At 56.1% G+C, this 26,232-nt stretch carries 19 protein-coding genes, 1 tRNA gene and 1 pseudogene; 18 read left to right on the forward strand and 3 right to left on the reverse strand.

Annotated elements, in window-relative coordinates:
• Positions 1-335 precede the first annotated feature (335 nt).
• From B142_RS12975 to B142_RS0108435, 7 genes are all read left to right on the forward strand, one after another.
• Positions 336-1,544, forward strand: a complete 1,209-nt coding sequence (locus B142_RS12975; protein WP_155860969.1) for a CpaE-like family protein — start codon at positions 336-338, stop codon at positions 1,542-1,544.
• A gap of 42 nt (positions 1,545-1,586) precedes the next feature.
• Complete coding sequence (locus B142_RS0108410) at positions 1,587-2,714, forward strand: TadA family conjugal transfer-associated ATPase (protein ID WP_018121102.1); 1,128 nt, start codon at positions 1,587-1,589, stop codon at positions 2,712-2,714.
• Positions 2,711-3,514 carry a type II secretion system F family protein gene (locus tag B142_RS0108415; RefSeq protein WP_026167983.1) on the forward strand — a complete coding sequence of 268 codons (804 nt, stop codon included), beginning with the start codon at positions 2,711-2,713 and terminating at the stop codon, positions 3,512-3,514. The genes B142_RS0108410 and B142_RS0108415 overlap by 4 nt, the downstream gene beginning before the upstream one ends.
• Positions 3,511-4,095, forward strand: a complete 585-nt coding sequence (locus tag B142_RS0108420) for a type II secretion system F family protein (protein WP_018121104.1) — start codon at positions 3,511-3,513, stop codon at positions 4,093-4,095. Before B142_RS0108415 ends, B142_RS0108420 begins: the two co-directional genes overlap by 4 nt.
• A gap of 205 nt (positions 4,096-4,300) precedes the next feature.
• On the forward strand, positions 4,301-4,468 hold the full coding sequence (locus B142_RS14035; RefSeq protein WP_026167985.1) for a DUF4244 domain-containing protein: 168 nt from the start codon (positions 4,301-4,303) through the stop codon (positions 4,466-4,468).
• Between the two features lie 55 nt (positions 4,469-4,523).
• Positions 4,524-4,826, forward strand: coding sequence for a hypothetical protein (locus tag B142_RS0108430; protein WP_018121106.1), 303 nt, complete (start codon positions 4,524-4,526; stop codon positions 4,824-4,826).
• A complete protein-coding gene (locus tag B142_RS0108435) occupies positions 4,823-5,209 on the forward strand; it encodes an Rv3654c family TadE-like protein (RefSeq protein WP_018121107.1) in 387 nt (128 codons plus the stop codon). Before B142_RS0108430 ends, B142_RS0108435 begins: the two co-directional genes overlap by 4 nt.
• A 46-nt stretch (positions 5,210-5,255) precedes the next feature.
• Here B142_RS0108435 and B142_RS0108440 read toward each other — a convergent pair whose 3' ends face one another.
• Positions 5,256-7,712: a Zn-binding domain-containing protein gene (locus B142_RS0108440; protein WP_018121108.1), complete on the reverse strand. Its 2,457-nt coding sequence runs from the start codon at positions 7,710-7,712 to the stop codon at positions 5,256-5,258.
• Positions 7,713-7,898: 186 nt separating this feature from the next.
• Here B142_RS0108440 and B142_RS0108445 point away from each other — a divergent pair, with 186 nt between their 5' ends.
• A complete protein-coding gene (locus tag B142_RS0108445) occupies positions 7,899-8,102 on the forward strand; it encodes a cold-shock protein (protein ID WP_018121109.1) in 204 nt (67 codons plus the stop codon).
• 188 nt (positions 8,103-8,290) lie between these two features.
• Entirely contained in the window at positions 8,291-11,290 is a 3,000-nt protein-coding gene (gene topA / locus B142_RS0108450; protein ID WP_018121110.1) for a type I DNA topoisomerase, read from the forward strand.
• Here the strand turns inward: topA and B142_RS12360 are convergent.
• Complete coding sequence (locus tag B142_RS12360; RefSeq protein WP_018121111.1) at positions 11,287-12,636, reverse strand: DUF418 domain-containing protein; 1,350 nt, start codon at positions 12,634-12,636, stop codon at positions 11,287-11,289. The genes topA and B142_RS12360 overlap by 4 nt on opposite strands.
• A 133-nt stretch (positions 12,637-12,769) precedes the next feature.
• Positions 12,770-14,296 (reverse strand): adenylate/guanylate cyclase domain-containing protein, encoded by a 1,527-nt coding sequence (locus B142_RS0108460; RefSeq protein WP_018121112.1) that lies wholly within the window; start codon positions 14,294-14,296, stop codon positions 12,770-12,772.
• A 43-nt stretch (positions 14,297-14,339) separates the two neighbouring features.
• Here B142_RS0108460 and B142_RS0108465 point away from each other — a divergent pair, with 43 nt between their 5' ends.
• The 9 genes and pseudogenes from B142_RS0108465 (at position 14,340) to B142_RS0108515 (ending at position 26,220) form a co-directional block, all read left to right on the forward strand.
• On the forward strand, positions 14,340-15,626 hold the full coding sequence (locus B142_RS0108465; protein ID WP_236658181.1) for a DNA polymerase III subunit delta': 1,287 nt from the start codon (positions 14,340-14,342) through the stop codon (positions 15,624-15,626).
• A gap of 141 nt (positions 15,627-15,767) precedes the next feature.
• A tRNA-Thr gene (locus B142_RS0108470) sits at positions 15,768-15,843 on the forward strand.
• 199 nt (positions 15,844-16,042) lie between these two features.
• Positions 16,043-17,125 (forward strand): annotated as a pseudogene (locus B142_RS14225) (Fic family protein).
• Positions 17,126-17,408: 283 nt separating this feature from the next.
• Positions 17,409-19,361 (forward strand): hypothetical protein, encoded by a 1,953-nt coding sequence (locus tag B142_RS0108490; RefSeq protein WP_026167988.1) that lies wholly within the window; start codon positions 17,409-17,411, stop codon positions 19,359-19,361.
• An 80-nt stretch (positions 19,362-19,441) separates the two neighbouring features.
• A complete protein-coding gene (locus tag B142_RS0108495; RefSeq protein WP_018121119.1) occupies positions 19,442-21,049 on the forward strand; it encodes a class I SAM-dependent DNA methyltransferase in 1,608 nt (535 codons plus the stop codon).
• An 11-nt stretch (positions 21,050-21,060) separates the two neighbouring features.
• Positions 21,061-22,161 (forward strand): restriction endonuclease subunit S, encoded by a 1,101-nt coding sequence (locus tag B142_RS0108500; protein ID WP_155860971.1) that lies wholly within the window; start codon positions 21,061-21,063, stop codon positions 22,159-22,161.
• A gap of 16 nt (positions 22,162-22,177) precedes the next feature.
• Positions 22,178-25,372, forward strand: coding sequence for a type I restriction endonuclease subunit R (locus B142_RS0108505; protein ID WP_018121121.1), 3,195 nt, complete (start codon positions 22,178-22,180; stop codon positions 25,370-25,372).
• Positions 25,369-25,617, forward strand: coding sequence for a hypothetical protein (locus B142_RS0108510; RefSeq protein WP_018121122.1), 249 nt, complete (start codon positions 25,369-25,371; stop codon positions 25,615-25,617). The genes B142_RS0108505 and B142_RS0108510 overlap by 4 nt, the downstream gene beginning before the upstream one ends.
• 21 nt (positions 25,618-25,638) lie before the next feature.
• Positions 25,639-26,220, forward strand: a complete 582-nt coding sequence (locus tag B142_RS0108515; RefSeq protein ID WP_018121123.1) for a hypothetical protein — start codon at positions 25,639-25,641, stop codon at positions 26,218-26,220.
• The last annotated feature ends 12 nt before the right edge of the window (positions 26,221-26,232 follow it).

Here is a 26,232-nt window from a genome sequence, read left to right on the forward strand (position 1 = left end):
AGGTACCTGCCGTAAGAAGTCTGTGGTTGGTGCAGTGTTGGTTGGTGCAGCGTTGACTGCTGCCACTGATGTGATTAATGGTGCTGTTGTGACTCGTGTTGTTGGTTGTTATTTGTTGTTATCTCCTGTTACACAAGCCATCTTAGTTGGGTTATCCCTTTGATGTGTCGAGTTGTTACATAGTGGGCGGCTTCAGCAGAAAAATTGCGAAAATTGGCAGAAATCTCAGGGTTGTCCACAGGGCGATCGATGACGTGACAACAGGTTGACTGAGTTCTCCACAGATCCGGGACGTGCCGTTGAACAGCGGTGTTGTTCCGGCTTGGCTAGATGCCATGAACACGCAAGATCCTTCCATCGTCCTCGCCATCACAGATCCCACTTTGCGCACAGAGGCAAGCCACATCGCCGCTGCCACTGGACACCGGGTGGTTACTGCCAGCGATGAGCGCGATATTTATCGGTTGGGTGCACGGGCCGAAGCTCTATTTCTCGACTCCGAACACGCGGAACTCTTGTCGACGACTTCTGGTGGTCCGCCACGACTAACCAGCCCTGCGTATCTGGTGTGTTTGGATCCCGGCCCGGTCGATGAACAACTAGTTCAGGCCTGCGCGGCACACGCCGGTTTTGTCATTCCTGCGCAGAACAAAGAGATTCTGGCAGCGCTGGGTGCACACGCGCAGCAAGGCCTGCACCACAGCGCCCAGCAGGGCGGTGATCGGCAGATACCGCAGCGCCCTCGATCGCAAAACCCAACGCGTCCGGTTAGACCCGCCAGTCCGGCCTATTCGACAAGCCCAAGCAGGCAGTTGTCGTCTCGCACTGATCCGCACTTAACCATCGCGGTAATCGCTGCGGGTGGAGGCACAGGTGCGTCGACGGTGGCGGCTGCGATCTCGCGGGTTGCGGCACACAACAACGCTGGTGCCGTGACATTGATCGACGCCGTGGATTATTCCGGTGGCCTGGATTTACTGCTGGGAATAGAAAAACATGACGGTCTGCGGTGGCCCGATCTCAACTTGGGCGAAGGCCACATCAATGCCAGCGATCTTCGTGCGTGTTTACCCAGAACCGATGACGGTATCGCAGTGTTGACAGAACGACGCACTCATGAGGGAACAGAAAGTTTCCGCAACCAGGAAGAAATTGAATCCGTCCTGTCTGCGCTGCACAACGAACCGGGATTGTCGGTCGTTGATGCCAACCCTTTTCAGATTCCACGGTCGATTGATGCAGCAGTAGTGGTGTGCCCCGCGGAATTGCGCTGCGCGGCACGGGCCGCGCACATCAGTACACAGCTTTTTGCGCGCCACATACCGCACAGTGTGGTGGTTCGGCATCGTCAGTGGTCTGCCCTGAGCATCGAGGAAATTGAAGACCTCGTGCGTAGTGATGTCATCGCAGAAATCGGGACTATCAAACGGTTGACGAAAATCACTGAAAGTGGTGGTTTACCTGCGCGTATACCGAAGCCATTATCCATAGCTGCCTATGCCGTGCTCGCAGAATACGGCTGGAACACAGCAGCTGCGCGATAGCCCGAACGAAATCCAACCACCTGCCCAGAGAAAGCATCACACATGTCAGTTACAGAACACATTGTAGAAACCATCCAACGTCGGGTTGCGGCACAGCCCAGTCTTGTCGACGATCCACCCCGACTGGCACGCCTGATCCGCGAAGAATCTGGGGTGATTAGTGATTTCGACGTACTCGAAATCCTACGAAAATTGAAAAATGACACCGTCGGCATCGGTGTTTTAGAGCCGCTGCTGTCCCTATCGGGGATCACCGACATCGTCGTCAATGGCCCAGATTCCGTGTTTTTTGACCGCGGGGAAGGGCTAGAAGCAGCAGGGATCCAATTCCGTGATGATGAAGAAGTCCGCCGGTTAGCAGTGCGTCTGGCGAGTCTGTGCGGCAGGCGACTGGATGATGCGCAACCGTGCGTGGATGGCAGAATTCGTCGCGAAGAAGATATTGCGCTGCGTTTCCACGCGGTATTAAGCCCACCAGCGCAACAAGGCACGTGTATTAGCCTGCGGGTTTTGCGATCACACTCCGCAAGCCTGGATTCGTTGCATCAGCGCGGCAGCCTTGATGATTATTCACGACGATTCTTGCATGACCTGATCGCACAACGACGATCCTTTCTTATCGTGGGCGGAACCGGAAGCGGGAAAACCACGTTGCTGTCGGCTTTGCTTAGCGAAATTGATCCCGGGCAACGGTTGGTCTGTATCGAAGACACCCCGGAGCTGACCCCGAATCACCCACACGTGGTCAACCTGACTGCGCGCGGTGCCAACAGCGAGGGCGGTGGGGCTATCAGTATTTCTGATTTGTTGAAACAGGCTTTGCGCATGCGGCCGGACCGCATCATCGTGGGAGAGATTCGGGGTGCGGAAGTCGTGGATCTTCTGGCGGCACTGAACACCGGGCATGACGGGGGCGGAGGGACCTTGCATGCGAACCGTCTCGCAGAAGTTCCGGCGCGCTTGGAAGCCCTTGGTGCTTTGGGCGGTTTAGAACGCGCGGCGCTGCATGCACAACTTACTGCCGCTGTCGAAGTGGTATTGGTGATGCAGCGCGGGGCAGATGGAACCCGCAGGCTCGCCCAGATTGGGCAGCTACAGGCAAACCCGTTGCGGATTACAACCGTGTGGGAATTTGGGCAAGCAGATGTCTCCGCCGAGGTGTCGGCATGATGAGTGCGGCAGTGATGTGTCTGGCTCTGGCAATGGTGATCTCACCGGTAGCAGCGCGGGCACGCATCGGGAAACCGCAGCGAGCACTTGTCCCCAAAGAATTTGTACTCACAATTACGGTGGTGTTTTTGGTGGTCACCGTGCTCATGGCGGTGGGAACCTTCGCACTCGCGGTTGCCGGAGCTATCGCTGCGGCAACGGTGCTGGTAAGTGTGCGACAAGTAGTGCGGCGACGCAGAATTATGGCGGATACCAAGGCACTGGGAACCTATATTGGTCAGCTAGCAGCAGATATTGATTCTGGTGCGCATCATTCTCATGCCGTCGAAACCGCAGCAGAGCACCTTCCCGACGATACCCCGCCGCGGGTGCGTACCATTGCGGAATCCGCAGCGGCGCAAGCCAGATTTGGCCACAGCCCGGCCTATGCATTCACCCAGCACAGCTCTGCGGAGCTACCGCAGCTGCAACGGTTGGCAGTGTTGTGGTCAGCAGCCGGACGCCACGGTATAGCACTTGCCGGGTTATTGGAATCCGTACATCGCAGCATCACTGGGGCCAGCAGGCACCGCAGTGCCACCGAAGCCAGCTTGCAAGGCCCACAAGCAACCGCAGTGATCCTGACGTGCCTGCCACTAGCCGGGATCGCCATGGGGATGGCGATGGGCGCGGCACCTATCAGCTTCTTGCTCACGACACAGCTTGGCGGGATCGCCCTCGTATGCGGCGTCGGACTGTCCTGTGCAGGGTTCATGTGGTCGCGCACAATCACCAGCAAAGCAGTAGGTGATACGCCATGACCGGGCAGATAATGCTGGCACTCGGGATGGTTCTGCTGGCAGGGGCGCTCTGTATTCCGGCTGCCCCGACCGCAGGCAGGTTGGCTGCGGAAACAAGCACGACGAAAAACCCGCGGGAGCCGCCACAAGCACCGCACCCATTGCACATCGCTGCTGATATCGAACTATTCGCCGCCTGCGTGGAGTCCGGTCTTGGACTGCATACTGCGACCAGCGTCGTTGCAGAAGCTGCAGCCAGCGATACGGCCTCGGTATGGCGAAAAATAAGCCAATTAGAAGCTGTCGGTATTGCAGAGCGCGAAGCTTTTCGCGAGATGCGCACCCATGATGGTTTTGCGGAGCTGGCCACCATTATCGAATCAGCCCGACAGTCCGGAGCACGTATCGCGCCACGGTGTCGTGAGCTAGCGGTCAGTGTGCGTGCGGATGCCACAGATCATGCACGAGCAGCCGCAGAACGTGCTGGGGTGCTCATCGCTTTGCCGCTCGCGGTGTGCTTTTTGCCAGCGTTCATTCTATTGGGCCTGGCCCCAGTCGTGATCAGTCTGGCAACCGATCTGCTTGCCACTTCCACGGGGTAGCACCGGAAATGTTTCGCGCAGACACACAGAAAATGAAAAACTTTCACCTTAATGAGAAGGAGTCATCATGACCACACCATTCCCATCGTCTCAACCAGACCAGCCAGCAAATCTTCTGCTCACGAAGTCAGGGACGCACAACCCACAAGCGAACCAATCCCGGCAACGCCAGGCAAAACGTGGTGCGCAGTCGAAAAAGCCCGGATTGCAGTTGCTTGCCGACGACTCCGGTATGAGCACCATTGAATACGCCATGGGATCACTGGCTGCCGCAGCGCTGGCGGCCGCGCTCTACTTAGTGGTCAGCAGTGGGGGAGTCACTGATGCAATCGAGTCGATTATCACCGATGCGTTGTCCGATACTCCGTCCTAATAGCGCGCGCTTTCCGCAGCCGTCGCGCCGTCGGCAGCTGCTTCAGCTGAGGCCGGTGCGACGGCTTCGCGACGAGCGCGGTTCGGTCACGATCGAAGCTGCATTCGCGCTGGCTGCGTTGATCATTGTCACGTCGCTGATAATCGGAGCGATCGCCACGGTCAGCGCACATATCTCCGCTATCGATGCAGCAAGTGCCGCCGCCAGGGCGCACGCCATCGGCGTGGACTACCAACCACCGAACAGCGCAGAGATCAGCGTGCAGGAAGCTGCTGGGCTGGTGACCGTGACTGCGGAAGTTCCCGCGGTCTTCGGAACCCGCAGTGCTAGTGCCGTCTATCCCGTGGAGACACGATGAAGCCCACAAACAATGGTGGTCACAAGCAACGTCTGCCTCGCTTCCAACGCCTCGTCAATGAGGCCAACGATGATGGATACGCGACCGTGGCAGCGGCCGGGATCATCGTTGCCATTGTGGCGGTGTCCCTGTCTCTGATTGGGGTAGCCAGCCACGTGGTGGCGCGGCATCAAGGGCAACTCGCAGCAGATATGGCAGCGGTCGCTGGAGCAGAAGCCTTCGCTCGCGGTGAACCACCGTGCCTGGCCGCACGGGAGACTGCGGAAGCCAACCATGCCACCGTGGATTCGTGCCGGAGCGATAATCGTGACGTGTTGGTGGAGGTGACCGCCGGGGTATCGGTCACGAGTGCATCGGCACGAGCGCGCGCCGGGCCGCTTTAACAGGTTTTAAGTCAGGCTTGAGCGGGGTGGGGGCGGCGCGGGCTCGCTACTTTTCCTCACCTTCTTGCTCATGCTCAGCCACGCTCGCATCCAGCGATACCAGCAATGCATGCAATACTTTGATCGCTCCTGTTTTATTGAGCGGCTCATTGCCATTGCCGCACTTCGGTGATTGCACGCACGACGGACAGCCACTAGCGCAACTGCAGGACGAGACCGCTTGCAAGGTCGCAGCAATCCAGTCGCGGAAACGGCGAAAGCCTTCCTCGGCGAAGCCGGCCCCGCCAGGGTAGCCGTCATAGACAAACACCGTCGGCAACTGCGTATCTACATGCACTGCGGTAGAAACCCCGCCAATATCCCAGCGGTCACACGTGGCCAACAGCGGCAATAACCCAATTGCGGCGTGTTCGGCTGCGTGCAAACTGCCCGGAATATCGGCTTCGTCTACTCCTGCAGCCGCCAGTGCACGCGGGCTGATGGTATAGGCCGCCGCTTGGGTAAACAGGCGCTGCCGGGGAAGATCCAGCGGCACCTGTTCCGCCACGGAACCGTCGGGAAGCCGCACCATGAACCCGGTCACCTGGTCGATGACTTCCACATCCACCAACGCCACCGACACCTCAGGCGAGAGCTGCCGCACGTGCTGCGCGGGTGGGCCTGCCAGGATCCGGATCTGGGTATCAGATAAAGCCTGCGTGGAATAGTCCGGCTGAGCTGGGCGGGCCAGAGCGATGTAGTCGTCGAAATCGAGATCGTCGATCAGAAAACTTTCCCCTTGGTGCAAATACACCGCTCCGGGGTGCAACTGACTGGCAGCACGCGCGGAATCCACGGTGCCCAGCAAACGACCATCGGAGGAATCCACGATCATGACTTGCTGGCCAGAACCACCGCGGATATCCACAGCAGCGTGCGCGGTGTCTGGACGCAGCGGACCGTCCGGTAAGGGGGCGGCAAACCATCCTTGTTCCCGGGCGCGCAAAAACCCATTTTCCGTCAAGCGCTCGACGACGTCGTGGGCCTGCCACTGTTCGATATCGAAGGAGGTGAGAGGTTTTTCCACCGCAGCACAATAAATATGCCCTTCGAGGACATACGGATTCGCCGGGTTAAACACGCTGGCTTCAATAGGGCGCTCCAGCAGCGCAGGAGGATGATGCACAAGGTAGGTATCCATCGGATCATCACGAGCGACCAGCACCACCACAGAGCCCTGTCCACGCCGGCCCGCCCGGCCTGCCTGCTGCCAAAATGAGGCCACCGTGCCCGGGAATCCGGCTCCGACCACAGCATCAAGTCCGCCCACGTCGATGCCGAGCTCAAGAGCGGATGTTGTGGCAACGCCCAACAGCGTGCCGTTGTCCAGATCGCGTTCTAATTTTCTGCGATCCTCAGCCAAATATCCTGCGCGATAAGATGCAATTCGGGCTGCGAAATCCATGCGCCCGCGGGCACTGAGCTCTTCAGCGCAGCGCAGCGCGGTGGTCTCTGCTTGCCTGCGGGACCGCACAAAAGTCAGGGTGCGGGCACCCGCAGCAACCAGATGCGCCATGATCGCGGCGGCTTCCGTTGATGCTGCTCTGCGAACTGGTGCGCCATTGTGGCCTTCTATATCATCGCGAAAACCCGGCTCCCATAACCCGACGGTGCGTGCACCCTGTGGGGAGCCATCGTCGGTGATGCCATGCATGGCGCGCCCGGTCAGCCGCTGGGCATGGGCTACCGGGTCCGCGGAGGTCGCAGAAGCACAAATGATTGTCGGATCAGAGCCATAATGTGCGCACAACCGGAGCAAACGGCGCAGTACCAAAGAAACGTGGGAGCCAAAAACCCCACGGTAGGTGTGGCATTCGTCGATGATGATGAAATCCAGATGCCGCAGCACCCGCGCCCAACGTTGGTGTGCACCCAGCAAAGACGCGTGCACCATATCCGGGTTAGAGAAAATAAACCGCGAAGCCTCGCGGATTCCGGATCGGGATTCGGTAGGGGTGTCGCCGTCATACGGTGCTGGGATGATCGTCGACCTGTGCGGCAGCGCAGCAGCGTCAGATCCATCATCACTTGAGGCAACACAGCCGGGGCCAGCATCATCTACAGCCCGCAGTAATCGTTCCACCGACAACAACTGATCTGAGCCAAGCGCCTTCGTCGGGGTCAGATACAACGCACAAGCCGTGCGATCTGTACCCAACCGCGACAACACGGGTAACTGGTAGCCCAAGGATTTTCCAGACGAGGTGCCTGTGGCGATCACAGTATTACGCCCAGCGTGGATTGCCTCGGCAGCGGCGGCCTGGTGGCTGAATAATTGCGTGATGCCGCGTTCTTCAAGTGCCGCGCGCAATCGTGGGCTGACCCAGTCCGGCCAAGCAGCATGGCGGGCAGCTCGCGCCGGGATCACCCGGTGGTGTGTCAGGGTGGAATTGGGGAAATGAGAGGTGAGTTCGTCGAGAAGCTCGTGGCCAAAAGCCGCATCCGGCTGGCTAATACTGCCCATTTCTACCCCTTTATGGGTGTGGATAACCCGTTTTTGCTGAATATATTGCGTAAGAGTATCTTCTGCGGCCAAATCGTGCGAGACTAAGCAACGAACGCGGTTTCTAGGTTAGTTCGAGAAGTGCTCGCAGCAAGGTTAGATTCGCGGACACTTTGCAGATCCGTCGCCAAAAGAAAAGGTTTTAACATGGCAAAAGGAACCGTTAAATGGTTTAACGCTGAAAAAGGTTTCGGCTTCATCGCTCCGGAAGATGGCTCGAAGGATGTCTTCGTGCACTACTCCGAGATCCAGGGCAACGGCTTCCGTAGCCTGGAAGAAAACCAGCAGGTGGAATTCGAAATCGGCGAAGGCGCCAAGGGCCCACAGGCGCAGCAGGTTGTTGGCCTGTAATACGGTCAGCCTGTAACAATTTCGCTGGCCGCTTACCTGAGCTGCCATTAAGCGAAAACATTCACCCAGCATTGCCACACGGCATGCTGGGTTTTTGCTTTAGTGCAGAAGCACCATATATTACTGTGTAAATGAAGTAGCGCACTAGTACTCCGCACGCTAAATAAGCACGAAAGAGACGTGATCCCGTGGCAGGCAAGACGCTCGTTATCGTCGAGTCGCAAACCAAGGCGAAAAAAATCCAACCCTACCTGGGCAATGACTACGTGGTCGAAGCCTCCGTGGGGCATATTCGCGATCTGCCACGCGGAGCCGCTGACGTTCCCGCGAAATATAAAAAAGAGCCGTGGGCACGGCTGGGTGTGGATACCGACAACGGCTTCGGTGCGTTGTACGTGGTCAGCCCGGATAAAAAGAAAAAGGTCACGGACCTGAAATCTAAGCTCAAGGATTGTTCTGAGCTGTATCTGGCCACAGACCCGGACCGTGAAGGTGAAGCCATCGCGTGGCATCTGTTGGAGGTGCTGAAACCGAAAGTGCCGGTGCGCCGCATGGTTTTCAACGAGATCACCAAATCCGCCATCCTGGAAGCCGCGAATAACACCCGCGAACTCGACGAAGACCTCATCGATGCACAAGAAACCCGCCGTATCCTGGACCGCCTGTACGGCTACGAAGTTTCGCCGGTGCTGTGGAAAAAGGTCATGCCGCGGCTATCGGCAGGCCGTGTGCAATCCGTGGCCACCCGCGTGATCGTCGAACGCGAGCGCGAGCGCATGGCGTTCATCTCTGCGGATTATTGGGATCTTTCTGCGACCCTGAATACCGGTGGCGTTGATTCTGCCGAAAACCCCGCGACGTTTGCAGCCCGTCTTGCCACCATCGACGGGCTACGTGTGGCCCAGGGGCGCGATTTTGATGACCGCGGCCAGCTCAAAGGCCAGGCCACCGTCGTCGACAAGCAACAGGCCACCAAGCTTGCCGACGGCTTGCAGAAGGCCAAACTCACCGTTACTGCGGTTGAGCACAAACCGTATACCCGCCGCCCGTACGCGCCGTTTATGACCTCCACGCTGCAGCAGGAGGCCGGCCGCAAGCTGCACTACAGCTCTGAGCGCACCATGCGTATCGCGCAGCGGCTCTACGAAAACGGTCACATCACCTATATGCGTACCGACTCGACCTCGCTGTCGCAGCAGGGTTTGTCTGCCGCCCGGAACCAGGCCACGGAGTTGTATGGCAGCGATTTCGTGGCGGATGCGCCGCGTCGCTATGACCGCAAAGTGAAAAATTCGCAGGAAGCCCACGAGGCGATCCGCCCGGCTGGTGAATCTTTTGCGACCCCTGGTGCGCTGCACAATCAGCTGGATACTGAGGAATTCAAGCTCTACGAGCTGATCTGGAAGCGCACTATCGCCTCGCAGATGGCCGATGCCAAGGGAACTTCAATGAAGGTCACCATGGCGGGTACGGCCACCACCGGTGAACAGGCAGAATTCCAAGCGAACGGTCGCACCATTACCTTCCCCGGGTTCCTGCGCGCCTACGACGATGATTCTGCTGACAGCAGCGAAAAGCGCCTGCCGCAGCTGGATAAGGGCGATGGGCTGTCCGTCGATAAGCTCAGTGCAGAGGGCCATTCCACGAACCCACCGGCGCGCTACACGGAAGCGTCGCTGGTGAAAAAGATGGAGGAACAAGGCATCGGCCGCCCGTCGACGTATGCCTCGATCATCAAAACCATCAAAGACCGTGGCTACGTGCATGCCCGTGGAAATGCGCTGGTGCCGTCGTGGGTGGCTTTCGCAGTGGTTGGCTTGTTGGAAAACAACTTCGCTCCGCTGGTGGACTACGACTTCACCTCGTCGATGGAAGATGAGCTCGACCAAATTGCGACCGGCGAGCAAGACCGCACCGAGTGGTTGACTGGTTTCTACTTCGGCAATGAGGCCGACAGTGAGGACGACAAAAACACCGCGGAATCCATCGCGCGTCATGGTGGGCTGAAATCGCTAATCGACGTCAACCTGGAAAAGATCGACGCGCGTGCGGTGAATTCGTTGCACCTTTTCGACGACGAGAAAGGCCGTGCCGTTGTCGTGCGCGTGGGCCGGTATGGGCCGTATCTGGAACGCCGCATCGGAACGGATGCCGACGGTGAGCCGGAATATCAGCGCGCGAACCTGTCGGAATCGACGACGCCGGATGAGCTGAACCTGCAGATGGCAGAAAAGCTATTCGCGACGCCACAGGGTGGGCGCGAGCTGGGCGCAAACCCGGACAACGGCCGGATGATCGTCGCCAAGGAAGGCCGCTTCGGACCGTACGTCACCGAGCAAGTGCGTGACGACGAGCAGGAAAAAGCTGCCGCTGAGGCCGAAGAGATTATCCGCGAAGAACGCGCCGTCGAGGACGCGCAGCGCAAAGAAGAAGGCAAGCGCGCGAAAAACTGGGACACCAAAACCGCGGAGAAGCAAAAAGAAAAGCGCATTAGCGAGTTGGTGGAAGCCAAACTGAAACCTGCTACTGCCTCGTTATTCCAGTCAATGGAGCCGGCGTCAGTCACGTTGGAAGAAGCACTACGCTTGTTGTCGCTGCCGCGCGAGGTGGGCGTGGATCCGGCAGACGGAGAAATGATCACCGCGCAAAACGGCCGTTACGGCCCGTACCTGAAGAAGGGCTCGGATTCGCGCTCGTTGGCCGATGAAGAGCAGATTTTCTCTATCGATTTGGATGAGGCGCGCCGGATTTATGCTGAGCCGAAGCGGCGCGGGCGTGCTTCTGCGCAGCCACCGTTGAAGAAGCTTGGCGATAACGACGTTTCCGGAAAACCGATGACGGTGAAAGACGGCCGGTTTGGCCCGTACGTCACCGACGGCGAAACGAATGCGTCGTTGCGTAAGGGCGATAAGCCAGAAGCGATGACGGATGCGCGGGCAAACGAGCTGCTTTCTGAGCGCCGCGCCAAAGAAGCCGCTGGTGAGGTGGGCACAAAGACCACCAAGAAAGCTGCGAAAAAAACCGCAGCGAAGAAGACTGCTGCCAAGAAAACTACAGCGAAAAAGACTACGAAGTCTACCGCCAAAAAGACGGCGAAAAAGACCGTCAAGAAATCGGCTAAAAAGACCGCAAAAAAGCCTTCACCAGGAACGAAAAACGTGGTGAAGGCGGGTTCACGGCGGAGCTAAGAGCTCGGAGATTCTGCGTCTAAGCGTGCGCGCTGTTGCTGCTGAGTCTCCAAGCGTGGGCGCGATCCCGGGCCGTAGCCGAGACGCCGGTGCACGATTTCCAGGGGGCCGTTCCACCCACATGCCTCCCACAGCCAGGCCAGCAGCAGGGTAGCCAACCAGACCGCGAAGGCCATGACGATCAACCCGGTGACGGTCTGGCCTTCTACCAGGTTCAGCGTGAATGGCAGCACCAGGACCACAAAGAATACCGATTGCGCGACATAGCCCGACATGGAGCGCTTACCCAGGGCGATGAATGGGCGCAACAGAAATGGTACATGTTGGGTGTCTGCATATTGTTTCTGCACACCATTGCATCCCAACGCAATAGCAGCAAGGATGCCCGGGCCGGTGAAGATGCCAAAGAAGGTATTTGCCGTCATCAGCGGGGCAGTTAAATCCGGATTGATAATCCCGAGTTCTGCCAGCCCCCACGGTAGGCCAATGCCGAAGCAAATCAGCGCAGCGATTACTGCCCACACCACCAGTTCTTTTCGATGCGCGTCGACGTCGGCAAGCACGCCACGGCGCGCCCACACAAAGCCCAACAGAATCACCGGAAGCAACGTGAACGCGACGAAAATCGCTTCAAATGGTGCGAATACTGCCACAAACAGGTTCCCGAGAACATACGCGCCGTAATGGGCGGTCGGCTCGGTATCTGTCCACAAACCGCCGGAGAACGGGCCCGCGTCATCGAATAACGGTGAGTTAATGCTGGCGATCACAGCAAGGCTGCCAGCCAGTGCGTTGAGCGCAAACAACACCCCAATGATCCAGCCTAAAGTCTTGTTGCGCAGCGACAGCATGGTCGCGACGAGCAATCCCATGACGCCGTAAGAGAACATGATGTCGCCGAAAAACAAGAACACGATGTGGACTAGCCCGAATAGCGCCAGGAAGAAGTACCGGCGGAGAATAATGTGCCGGGCTCGGGGAAGGGGGAAGGATTTCTTCCACAAGCTGATGGTGATCAAACCGATGCCGAAGCCGAGCAGCGTGGAAAACATGGGTAGTCCACGCACGTGCACAAACATCGCAGAGAAAATCGTGGCGATGGCATCCACTAGCGATCCGTCGACGTAGCCGCCGAAATAAGATGGTGTGGCGTGCTCAGCCTGCTGGCTTGGGTTGTCGATGATCCATGCCGTTTGTATGTTTGCTAGTGCGATGCCGAGCAACGCGATGCCGCGGGCGAAATCGGGGGCGATCATGCGTGGGGTAGGCGATGGCGGGTTCTGCGGTGCAGGGTCTTCCGGCGGTGGGGTGTTTGTTTGCGGGTGTGGTGCAGGCTGATTCTGCATATAGGCTCCCAGCGTGGGTACTTCAGAGTTGAGTATGTCGGCGCCGTCCAAGCGCTAAGGGTAGGTTAGCAAAACCAGTATTGGCTCAGACGGTCGGCAGGCGCGGCGTCGACAAGCACAACGCCGAACGCCGCTAGGAACGATCCGCCAACGTCGCGCGCACAGGACGAGCCAGTTGCGTCATCTCGCCTCTCCCGCGCAGCTCGATGGATTTCAGGAATGTCCAGCGGGCTTGTTCTACTTCGTTGGCTCCGCGCAGGGTGGCGGCGTTGGTGAGAATTTGGCCGGGGGTGTCTTTGGCTAATTCTGTCAGGCGCGCGGCCTGGTTTACGGCGTCGCCGATGACGGTGTATTCGAAACGGTCCGAACCACCGATGTGTCCGGCGACGACGTGTCCGGCGGCCACGCCGATTCCCGCATGTAGTTCCAGGCCTTTCAGCTCATCGCGCAGTTCGCGGGCGGCCTGCAGGGCAAGCGAATTCGCGTCCGTGAGCTGCAGTGGCGCACCGAATACGGCGAGTGCGGCATCGCCCTGGAACTTGTTGATGATTCCCCGGTTGCGGTGCACACACTCTACGACGCGCTCGAAAAATTGGTTGAGCTCATCGACGACTTCTTCCGGAGTGTGGCTAACAGCAAACGTCGTTGAGCCGATCACGTCGACGAACAGCACCGCGACTTCGCGGTCTTCTCCGCCGAGCTCTGGGCGCTCCTCTAGGGCCTTGGTTGCGACTTCCGTGCCCACATAGCGGCCGAAAATATCGCGCACACGCTCACGCTCACGCAGGCCTTTCATCATTTCGTTGAAACCAGCTTGCAGCACGCCCATCTCGGAGCCGTCGTAAATATCGACAGCCACATTGGATTCGCCACGACGCACGCGGTTGATGGCGTCTTGTAGTTCTTTGATCGGGTCGATCACGCTCATCATCGCGAACATGGTGCCGGTCAGGCCGGTGACGATGCCGGTGGCCGCCATGAGCAGTACAGGCGGGATCAAATCGGCTGCGTTATCAGTGAAATAATCCGCCTGGTGGGCGAATAGCAGCAGCACAATGCCCAGGATCGGCACGCCGGTGGTCATGACCCAGGTGGTCAACAGCCGCACCTTGATGGGTGGTTCCAGGGTGGAATCTTCGAATCGGCGGGCCAGGGCTTCGGCTGCAACCGGGCGCACCAGGCGCTCAGCTTGCAGGTAAGTGATCAGGATGGTGATCATTCCGGTCAGGGACGTCGCCACCGCGACCACCAGCCCCAAACGCGCCGCATAATTGCCGGTAAGGATTGTGGCCACCAAAATACCGATTATCCACACAAACGCCGCCACCCCAGCCTGGTAGACCGGTATGCGCATGACCAGGTAACGGACCATATTGCGATCGTGCTGTTCTGGGCGCCGCTGCCAATCCAGAACGGGCCGGAACAATAAATAAGTTGCGCCCATGCCGACGACTATCGCGAATACTAAATATGCGATGCCAATGGACAACAGGTTGGGGATTGCTTGCGTGAAATCCTCGATCTCCGGCATGGGGATGAAGAACCTCACGAACAGCATCACCGCGATGGCGCCGGTGATGTTCGCACCGAGTACTGCGGTAGCAAACAGCGGCCATGAGGTGCCCCACAGCCACTTGATGCCACGCAGAAATCTGTTCATAACTAACTACAATAACTGTCGAATACCCGGCTAGACTAGTGGCGTGAATTATACGCGAGCCGCTTCGGCAACCGCCGACACACCTGCAGCCGCAACACCTGCAACATCTGTCACAAATGGCACAGATTCTGGACCTGCGGTCACCATCGCAGACCGCCTACGGGACCACCCCCGCGTGCAGAAAACCATCATGGCTGCTGCCCGTGCAGCCGCGCAGACACCTCACACCCATGCGATGTCCCACGCCTGGCTATTTACCGGCCCGCCGGGTGCTGGACGTTCAACCACCGCGTTGAACTTTGCGGCTGCGCTGCTCTGTGAAACCCCGGGTGCCTATGGCTGTGGCGAATGTCAAGCCTGTCGTACAGCGATGACGGGCAAGCACACCGACGTCGTTCATGTGGTGCCGCAGGAATTATCCATCGGTGTGGATTTCGTGCGCGATAACGTTGTCTCTTCTGCTGCCAAGCGCCCCACCGTAGGGTCCTGGCGCGTGGTGATTTTCGAAGATGCGGACCGGCTTACTGACGGTGCCGCCAATGCATTGCTGAAAACCATCGAGGAACCGCCCGCGCACACCGTGATCATCTTGTGTGCACCGTCGACTGATCCCGAAGACTTCCCGCAGACGCTACGATCCCGCTGCCGCCACTTGTACGTGCCGGCGTTACCGGTGGACACTATTGTGCAGATGCTTGTCGACGAAGGCGCGAGTGAAAATCACGCCCGGTTGGCAGCGCATACTTCGTTGCGCCATGTTGGCCGCGCCCGAAAGTTGGTTAATACACCGGTGATCCAGCAGCGGCGTGCGCAGGCCATCAACCTTGCGGAAGCTATCTTCCACGAATCCGGTGGCTTCCAGGCCGTCGGCCAGCTGGTCAAAGCTGTAGAAAAAGAAGCGAAAGAAAGCTACGCCGAGGCGGATGAGGCGGAAAAAGAACGCCTGCGCAACGCCTTAGGCATGGGGGCGAAAGGGAAAGGCACACAGAAGTCTGTTTCTGGTGGTGCCGGTGACTTGCGCGAATTGGAAAAACAGCAGAAAAAGCGACAGACCAGGCGTTTGCGGGATGTATTGGATCTGGCCTTGGTTGATCTGGCTGGGATCTACCGGGATGCGCTGATGGTGAAGCTGGGCGCAGAGGTGGATCTCACGCACCCGGATTTCGAGCCGCTGGCCTCGGAGCTTGCAGAGCACCTGGACGAAGATGGGCTTGTGGAATGCCAGGATGCCATTAGTCATTACCGTGAGCTTTTAGGCTTTAACGTCTCGCCGCAGATTGCTTTCGACGGACTGGTGGGACGTTTACGCTGCGCATACCGGGTGCACTAGCTGTTGCAGCCTCGCTGGTGTGGCGGTCTTAGTCCTGCCGTTTTTCATTGACGGCGTCTATCGGCTAGAATGCCAGTGTTGCTGTGATTGTGCATGAAACCTGCTATGCGGGAATCTTTCACGAATCCACACAAGCAACGTGCCATCTTAGCTCAGTCGGTAGAGCAGCTCCCTCGTAAAGAGCAGGTCAAGGGTTCGATTCCCTTAGATGGCTCCACTACTTAAGTTCTTATTCTGCAGTGATTTTGTTGCTCCGTGTGCGAATGGGGGCTTCCTATCTAATTAGTCAAGTCCGCGGGTTTGCGGCCTTAGGCTACAAAAATTGCTCACGGGGTGGCCTAACCGGCGTGCGATCATGTTTGGATAGCTGTTAAACAATCATGAAATAGGCTTTGGGTAATGGAAAGGCGTTAAACATGCCTCAATGGGGCACGCCTAATTGGATACCGGCTGATGGTAGTGGCATTTCTCGAAGAGATAGACAAGGCGGCAGCTATGAGGCCTACATCCCCGACACGCTTTCAGATGCCAGTCTCGTTATTCCTGCGGAATTGGCGCAAAAATCTGCGGAAATCGAGAGAAGCATTATTGCTTTAGGGCGGCGAGAAACCTACAAGTGCTTCGTTCCGTAGAAAATTCCTTTGCTACTACACCAGAAATTACCCCAGAGCATCTTGGGCAGCTGCAATCTGAGCTTCTTGGCGCGCATCCAACGGTTCCTGTAGGGATACGAAAGATTCAAAACTGGATTGGCGGATCTGGTCGAACACCCATTGGGGCCGAATTTGTTCCGCCACCGCCTGAAGAAGTTCCCACCTTAATGGCCGATTTCTGCCGGTACTTTAATGGTGCCGCACTTGGAGCTTTGACCCAGGCTGCAATTATTCATGCCCAGTTTGAAACTATTCATCCGTTCGCGGATGGAAACGGCCGTGTTGGTCGTGCCTTGATCCATGGGACTCTATTGCGTCGTGGGTTAACGCATCAAACAATTCTGCCCATTAGTTTAATTTTGGGCACGTGGTCCAAACGCTATGTCGAAGGGCTTACGGCGTTTCGTCAAGGTGATGTTCCTCGTTGGCTCGATACCTTTTTTTGATGCCGCGCAGGAAGCCGTCGCACAGGCGAATTTACTGGCTGATCAGTTATTAGAGATCCAGCAGGATTGGGAGCAACGCTTAGACGATTACCGGAAAAGCCAAGGTAAAACCCGTGCGCTGCGTGCAGATTCGATAGATTTCAAACTGCTCACAGGTCTTGCTGCGCATCCGATTGTGACAGCTAAGACGCTAGAGCGGTTGTACGGTGTGACCTGGTCCAACGCACGCCGATCGCTTGAAGATTTGCAGGCTGCGGACATTTTGCGTGGAAAAGTTATCGGTACTCGAGGCACGACTGGTTATTATGCCGACGACATCTTAAGCCTGATCACTCATGCGGATCGCCAGCTAGCAAGTAGTCAGTTTGATACTCGCTTGGATGCGATCGCCACCCATTAGGCCTTTACTGCCTGATGAGGCAGTGGTGATGGTATGCAGGCGGTAGTCTTCGGCTGCTTTGCTGTTGATTACGTTTTCAAGCTGGGGGAGTTTCAAAAAGGGCGGAGTACTTGAGCCATCCTCAAGCAGGAATGTTGCATACAACTCTGCGCACGATCATCGTTATATGTTCGTTAAGGGTACTTAACAGAATCATATAAAGAATGCTGATTAAAGTTCTCTATTATCAGTTTTGATAGTTGGAGCAATCACGGCATGAGCGCTGAAAGTGAGGTAAGTGAAGATGAGCGCACTGTTGATCTCTATGCAAGGGATAGCGAACTTAGCAGAAGTAAAACGTCCGGCTGTTACGCAATGGCAGACGCGTTTTCCTTCTACCTCTGCGACTCCTTTTCCGCAGCCTGTAGAAACAGATCCTTCGATGAAATTTGATGCTCGTGAAGTAGCGCGGTGGCTTATTGACACGAATCACGGTAATAATGCAGAAGCTGTCGAGGATGCGGCCTTTCATAGCGATCTTTTCTTGGATGCTGTTCAGCGCCCAGCGGTGTGGGCAGCATTGGCAGTGCATGCTTTAACTGGGGAAGAAGTGACCCCTCAGCTTGTTTATGATCGTTTGTTCTTAGAACCGCTTGTTCCGGAGTCAGTCCTCAATGGTGAATTAGATGTGGCGGTCGCTATCGCTAATGAATTGGCAGAGGCAGGTTTCTCCGCGGTCAAAGTCTTGCAGAAGATAATCGAGCATCGTCGTAACGCATCTGCCGAAGGCATGATTACTGGTGCTGAGCTGTGCCTCGATGCCGTGGGATCAGAAATTGCACAGATGCTGAGCATTGACGAGGGCAGCCGAGAAATTGTGGCCTTAGGTGCTGGCGGTGATACGTGGGCGCAACGAGTTTCTGGCGCAATGCCGGTACCTTCCCGTTTAGCTCTGCAATATTCCCGATTTAGCCCAGAAATGTGTTTGAGCATTGGGCTGGGCATTCCGGTAGAGGTGGACACTGACGAATGGTCTCCTTCCGCCGTAGTGTTAATGCGATGGTTGTCCGTTACGGCCGATAACTCTGAAGAGTTTTTCAATCAGGTGGATCTCGCTGTGACCGGTATTGACCAGCGTGGATGCGTATTGGTAGTGGGGCCGGCTGATTTGCTCATTTCTTCTCAATCGGAGTACCTAAACACCGAGCGAAAGAACTGCCTGTGGCCGAGTCGAACAAGTTTGCAAACTTCACTTCGTTTTGCCGCGCTGCTACCTAAAGGGTGGACTCGGCATTTGGGGCAAAAGCAACTTGCGTTGTGGGCTCTGCGGAATAATGTCAATGCCGAAACCGCTAATGACGTGGTTGTTCTTGCGGATTATGCGGTGATGGATTTAGCCCCAGATTCAGTTCGTCATCTAGTCCGAGATGTATTAGCAGCTGTAGATAACCGGGTAAATCCGAGGTCGCATATCTTCCATAAAGCTGAGGTCATCCCGCAGGGTATCGCGCGGACGCGTGATTCTTTGATGCCGACATTGGAACGGCAAGTGTCGATTAGTGAAGCCGTGTCAATGACACAGTTGCGTGAGAGTGCGTCATCGATAGGCATTACTCCTTTCAATAACTCGCCTTTTGCTCAAGGGGGAAATCCGTATGCTCCGCGACGGAAGCAACTGGTCAACTGGGCGCAGGCGACGAACGGGCCCGAAGCGGTGGTGAAGTTGTTGTCGGGGTTCAAGCTTGCTGATATTAATGTAGCCAATCCTGATGGCACTGTGCCGGTGATTGGGCGAAGTGAATTGTTAGGGTTTGTACAGGTCGGTGAGCGAAAAGTGGATTTGCTGGAGTTGGAGTTCAAGCTTCGGAATGCTCATTTGACCGAGCCGGGCGATGTTTTGTTTGCCTTCGATGGCAGCCCGCATGTGTTTGTGGAGTCTTCTGGCGGTGCGCTCGTGGAGGCGCCAGTGCAGGTTTTGAGGTGCAAGCAGACTCGGGGACGGACGAAAGAACTGCTGAAGAGGGTGACATCTCCGCATTTGTTGGCGCAGCAGCTCCGCAAGGTGAAGACGAAGAAGAAGGAATCGTGGTTGGTGCCGGTTGTGGATCGGCAGGACGCGGTTGCCTTTGAATCTGCTCTAGTGGAGGTCAATGCGAAGCGGCAGGAACTTCAGACTCAACTAGATCGGCTCGACAGTTTCCAATTGGAGCTGGGAGAGGCGCTGGTCAGCGGCGCTATTAGGGCGGCGCCTGGTTAACTCACGCGATAACTGCATGAAGCTCAGTCCTTCAACGAAACTAGAAAATAGCGAAAAGCAAAGAGAAGCGAGGAAAGAAAATGGTACGGAAGAAGAAGGAAGTGGCGCAGGTCCCTTCCACCTCTAAGGAAATCAAAGGCATATTGTGGAAGTCCGCGGATAAGCTTCGCGGTTCTATGGATGCGTCGCAGTACAAGGACGTTGTTCTGGGGCTGGTGTTTTTAAAGTACGTATCGGATTCCTTTGATGAGCGTCAGAAGGAAATCCGCGCGGAGCTAGAAGGCAAGGGCTTCGATGAGGAAGACATCCTAGAAGATCTTGCCGACGTCGACGCTTACACCAGCGAGAACGTCTTTTGGGTGGCGCCGAATGCCCGTTGGGACTTCCTAAAGAAGTATTCCAAGGGCATGGAGCTGGAAGGAAAACACAAGTCCATCGGCAAGTTGATCGATGAGGCTATGCAACAGCTCATGGCGGATAACGAATCGCTACTGGGCACGCTGCCGCAGATTTATGGCAAGGACAATATCGACCAGCGTCGTCTCGGTGAATTAGTGGACCTGTTTAGCTCTACGTACTTCGCCAGCACTAAGGATAAGAAGGCCCGCGACCTGCTTGGGGAGATCTACGAGTACTTTCTGGATAAGTTCGCCAAGGCTGAAGGTAAGAGGGGCGGTGAGTTCTATACTCCGCAGCCGGTCGTGCGGACGTTGGTAGAAATCCTTGAGCCGACTGAGGGGCGTGTGTATGACCCATGCTGTGGTTCGGGTGGCATGTTTGTGCAGGCGGAAAAGTTCTTGGAGGTTACCAAGCGTGACCGCAGCGCAATTGCTGTCTATGGTCAGGAACTCAATGAGCGTACCTGGCGAATGGCCAAGATGAACCTGGCCATCCATGCGATCAGTGCGTCGGGTCTTGGCGAGCGTTGGGGCGATACTTTTGCTCGCGATATTCATGCGGGCACCAAGATGGACTACATCATGGCTAATCCGCCGTTCAACATTAAGGATTGGGTTCGCAATGAGGAGGATGCCCGTTGGAAATATGGTGTGCCTCCGGTAAAGAACGCGAACTTTGCGTGGATGCAGCACATCATTTCGAAGCTGAACGAGCACGGCGAAGCTGGTGTTGTGATGGCGAATGGCACCATGACGTCGCAAAGCTCTGGTGAGGGCGAGATCCGCAAGAACATGGTGGAAGATGACATTGTTTCGTGTGTGATTGCGCTGCCGGCCCAGTTGTTCCGCGGCACGGGCATTCCGGTGTGCGTATGGTTCTTTGCTAAGGATAAGTCGGCGGGTGTTGGTGGCAGTGTTGATCGCCGTGGTGAGGTGTTGCTTATCGACGCCCGCCAGCTCGGCCACATGATCGACCGCACGGAGCGGGCGTTTAGTGATGAGGACATCGCCAAGATTGCTAATGCGTTCCGCACGTGGCGTGGGCGCAAGTCCGCGGAGGGGGAGTACGAGGACGTTGCTGGTTTCTGCAAGTCAGCGAGCATTGAAGAGATTCGCGAAGCTGGCTACGCGCTAACGCCAGGTCGCTATGTCGGCATGTCAGAGGTCGAAGACGACGACGAACCAATTGACGAGAAGATTGCACGGCTCACTGCGGAACTTACCGCAGCTTTGGATGAATCTGCACGGTTGGATGCAGTAGTGCGCGAACAGTTGGGGAGGTTGAAGTGAGCTGGGAAGCAATGAAACTTGGAGATGTCTTGCCATTTAAATACGGGCGAAACCTGCCAGAGTCTAAGAGAACTCAGACCGGGGAATACGATGTTGTTACATCGGCAGGAGTCGCAGGTTCCCATTGTGAAGCGCTAACCACTGTCCCTTCGGTCGTTGTAGGTCGCAAGGGTACGATTGGAAAGTTAACTTACTGTGGTGCACCAGTTTGGCCTACTGACACCGCGTTCTTTGTGGAAGAGCGTGATGGGGTAAATCTTCGATTCGCCTACTATCTACTATCAACGTTGCCATTCCAATCAATGAACAATGATAGTGCAGTGCCGGGTCTCAACAGACGTGATGCAGAAGATCTCATTGTTCGTATTCCGTCACTTCAGGAGCAAAATTCAATTGCCGATGTCCTCGGGACCTTGGATGACAAGATTGCAGCGAACATCAGGGTCAAAGAAACTTGTACAGAACTAATCAAAACAATTGGTTCTATACCAATCAGCAACGTTCCAGCTTCTGAACTTGCAGTCCAGATTAAAAAGCAAATCTCAGCAGGAAAACTTCAAGACCTGGATGTTCGACACTACTCCATTCCTGCTTTCGATCTTGGCTACGCTTCAATCGAAAGCGGTGCCGAAATCAAAAGCGGAAAGAACCTCATCGAGGCTCCTTGCGTACTTGTCTCAAAACTCAATCCACGAACCCCACGAATTTGGAATATCCCCACTGTAGACAGTGAGGAAACGACAGTATGCTCCACGGAGTTCATTGCATGGCAAGGAACAACAGTTCCTCAAGCTGCCCTTTATGCTGCATTGTTGCAAGGTTCTTTCTCCGAGCAATTGCAAGAACGTGCTTCTGGCACTTCCAATAGTCACCAACGCGTGCGACCTCAAGACATGCAAGAAGCAACGATTCCAGACGTAAGAAAACTCGATCAAGAGACTTTAAAGCTACTAGAAGCTCTGAATCTCCAGGCTGCAGATCTTATTAAAGAAAACCAAGTCCTCGCCGCAACCCGTGACGAACTATTGCCGCTGCTCATGAACGGGAAGATTACCGTCGACGAGGCAGAGGAAGCAGTTGGGGACGTGGGCGTCGTAAAGCAAAAGCAGTAGGAGGAAGAAGACAGCGATGTATAGCGAAGACATGCTAGAGCAACTGGCTTTGGACACGCTGGGTGATAACGACTGGCAGCCACTCCACGGCACTGCGGTCGCGCCGGGTTCTGGTGAGCGCCAAAACTGGAAAGAAATAGTCCTCCGGCAAACGCTGAATGAGGCTGTCTCCAAGCTGAACCCGGAAGTCCCCGAGGAATTCCTGCAGCAGGCCATCGGCGAGCTGCTCACGCCAAAGTCGCAGGACCCCATTGCAGAAAACATGCGGATCCATGAGATTCTCGTGCGCGGATACACAGGCATTGAGTACTACGACCTCCACGGGCAGCGTCAGAATCCGACGATTTATTTTGTGTCGTCCAATGTGGATAGAAACGACTATAAAGTGGTCAACCAGATCATCATCCGCAACGTGGAATATGAGCGTCGTTTCGACGTAGTGGCCTACATCAACGGTTTGCCGGTTGCATTCTTTGAGCTGAAGAAACCCTCTGGTAAATCCACTGCCGAAGAAGCATTCAACCAGCTACAGACCTATGTCCACGAGTTCCCCATGGCATTCCGCTTTGCCAACGTCGTGGTGGCAAGCGATGGCATTGACGCGCGCTACGGCACCCCGTTTACCCCGCTGAACCACATGTCGCCGTGGAACGTGGATGATGACGGCAAGCCAATCAAGATGGACCAGCCGGATAGCTCCGGTGAGATCCAGCTCGGGCTGGAAAACGTGATCTGGGGTGTATTCAACCAGGTCCGATTCCTGCAGCTCATGCGCGAATACACCGCGTTTGATGACACCGAGCGCGGTCTGTACATGCGTATTGCGAAGCCGCACCAGTACTTTGCTGTGACCAAGGCTGCCGGCACCACCATTCAGGCTGTGCGAAGCGACGGCAGGGCTGGCGTCGTCTGGCACACCCAGGGATCAGGCAAGTCCATGGAAATGGAAATGTACACAGCCAAAGTGATGCGCGCCCCGGAGCTGGAAAGCCCGACCATCATCGTGATCAATGACCGCACGGAACTCGACGGCCAGCTCTACAGCACCTTCCTCGCCAGCACCCTGTTGCCGGAAAAGCCCCGCCAGATTGAGGACCGCGATGGCCTGCGAACAGCATTGGCCACACGCACCTCGGGCGGTATTTACTTCACCACCTTGCAGAAGTTCGGCCTGACCGCGGACGAACGTAATGCCCACGCCAAGCACCCAGTGCTGTCGCAGCGACACAACATCATTGTCATTGCTGATGAAGCCCACAGGTCGCATTACGGCTTCGGGGCAAACCGTGACGGATATGCCGCGCACTTGCGCTCAGCGCTGCCCAACGCGACCATGATTGCCTTCACCGGCACGCCGATTTCTGAATTGGACCGCGACACTAGGAAAGTATTCGGTGATGACATTGACGTGTATGACCTGCAGCGCGCAGTCGACGACGGTGCGACCGTGCCCGTTTACTTCGAGCCACGGCTAATCCCGCTGGCCCGGGTCCAAGGCATCACCGATGAGTACATCGACGCTACCGCTGATGAGGCACTCGAAGGCCTCAGCGAGTCTGAGCGTGCCCAAATCCAGCGCACCACTGCTGCTCTCGAAGCCATGTATGGTGCCGACGATCGCTTGGATACGCTTGTCGACGACCTACTGCTGCGGTGGGAAGACCGCAAGACTGTCATGCAGGACTTCATTGGATGCCCAGGCAAAGCCATGATCGTCACATCTACCCGCAGTATCGCAATGAAGATTTACGACAAGATCATCGCGAAGCACCCTGATTGGCATAGCGATGCTGACGATAAGGGCAAGATCAAAGTTGTGTACTCCGCGAATCCCTCGGACACCGCGGAGATCAAGAAGCATATGCGTCGGCCGAGCGCTATTAAGGCTGTCAAAGAACGTGTGAAGAATCCAGACGACGAGCTGGAAATCATCATCGTGAAAGACATGATGCTCACCGGCTTCGACGCGCCACCGCTGCACACGTTGTTCATTGACCGACCATTGCGCGGTGCATTGCTCATGCAGACTCTCGCGCGCGTGAACCGCACCTTCCGAGGCAAGCAAGATGGTCTGCTCATCGCATACGCGCCCCTGACCGACAACCTGAAGGAAGCGCTCGATGAGTTCACCGTCGATGCAGAGAAATCCGGTGAGAAGGTCATCGGCCAGCATGCCGCGGAGACGCTGGCCATCGCGCAGCAGTTCCTGGGGCACATCCACGAACTGGTGACGGTAGATTGGCGCGCAAAGCTGCAAAGCAGTGACGTGCGCGGGGCACTGGCAACGGTGGTGGGATTCTTACGTTCGCCGCAGACACTAGGGAACACTGACCCAGAAGACCCCATGGCGCGACCGGTGGCGAAGAAGTTCCGAGAACTCTCTAGCGCGCTTGCGCGATCCTGGGCGATTGCCGTGACCGCTGACGGCGCTGATGAGATTCGATCGGAAGTCGAGTTCTACCTTGAGGCGCGCCAGTGGCTGATCAAGATAGAAGCGGCGGACAGAGCAAGTCGCGGTGAACCGATTTCCGATACCGCGCGACGTATCTTAGGCCAGCTCGTCGTCGATGCTGCTGAAAGCCGTGAGGTGTTGGACATCTACGCGAAAATTGGACAGGATGTGCCGAACCTGCAGGAGCTTGCTAGCCAAGGTTTCAGCGAAAAGAACGTCAAGTCCAACATTGAAATTGCGATCGAGGCGCTGAGAGCGAAGCTCCAACAGGGAGTACGTGACGCAACCGGAAATAACGAACTGCGCAGCCAACTATTTTCGGAACGTATCCGAGAGGTGATGACGCGATACACCAACCAGCAGCTCACTGCTGCTGAAGTGATCGCTGAGCTAGTGAAGCTATCGAAGGAAGTGGTTGAGGAATCACGTCGTGGCGAGAAGTTTGCTCCTGCATTGAACAACGATGAACTGACCTTTTTCGATGTAGTGTCGCAGAACGAATCTGCCGTCGATGTGCTCGGTGATTCCGTGCTTGCCGACATCGCCCGTGACTTGGTTGCCACCATGCGTCGTGACACCCGCACCGACTGGACCGTCCGCGACGACGTCAAAGCCAAGCTGCGCCGCACCATTAAGTTGCTGTTGCGTAAATACGGGTATCCACCAGACCGACAAAAAGAAGCCACCCAGTTGGTTTACGAACAGATGGAAAAGTTCGCGCCAAGGTATGCGGGAGGACTTGGAGAGGATGAGAAGTGAGTTTTCAGTTAGACAAGAATGCGATCGAGAAATTGGCGAAGGCCAAGCCGGCAGAAGAAGCAAAGAGCTGGAACAAAGAGCTCGAAAGACTCGCACGGCAAATGAATGGAAAGCCACGAAGCGAGATCAAGACGAAGCTACAAGCATTGATGAACAAACTAGGTCTAAAGCTGGAGCATGCTCAAATTGACTACTTCGCGGAAGCGATTGAGCAAGGCAAGATTCCGCGCTTTGATGCTCGGTAGTAATGTCTCGAAAGGAAAACAATGAACATTTCAAAAGTAAAGTTGCGGGATGCAATTTTGCGGCTCGTGGTCGAGCGAGATAGTGCAGGTTTGGATCAGCCGGATATTGAAGATTCCATGAGCCGTAGTTTTCTCGAAATTAGTCCAGAGGATGTGGATTCTGCGCTGCAGTGGCTGAAAGCAAGGGAATTGGTCGCAGGTATTGGAACTTGGGGTGGCCCCATGTTACGGATCCAAGCGACTGCCGAGGGGGAAGACCTTGTTGAAAGTGGAACTTCAGTGGCTGAATTGATTCGTCCAAATTTGAATACCTCTTCAATGATCAACGTGAATGGTCAAAATGTGCAGTTCAATCAAGGTGACAATGTGCAGATGACGCAAAGTGGTTTGGAATCATTGCCGACTGAATTGCAGAACATTGTTGACATCTTGAAACAGAGTGGCTACGAAACGGCTGCTGAAGAGGTTGTCGAGGTCCATCGGAAGAGCGGCGTTTCCAAGGCGATCGCTTTCCTCCTACAGAAGATTTCAGAACCGGCCTTGGTTCATCTCGGAAAGCAAATTATTCCACTAGCAGGTAAGGCTCTGGAATTGTCCCAATAGACACCCACGCTG

Source organism: Corynebacterium propinquum DSM 44285, from assembly GCF_000375525.1.
In the GTDB taxonomy this organism is placed as follows: Bacteria; Actinomycetota; Actinomycetes; order Mycobacteriales; family Mycobacteriaceae; genus Corynebacterium; species Corynebacterium propinquum.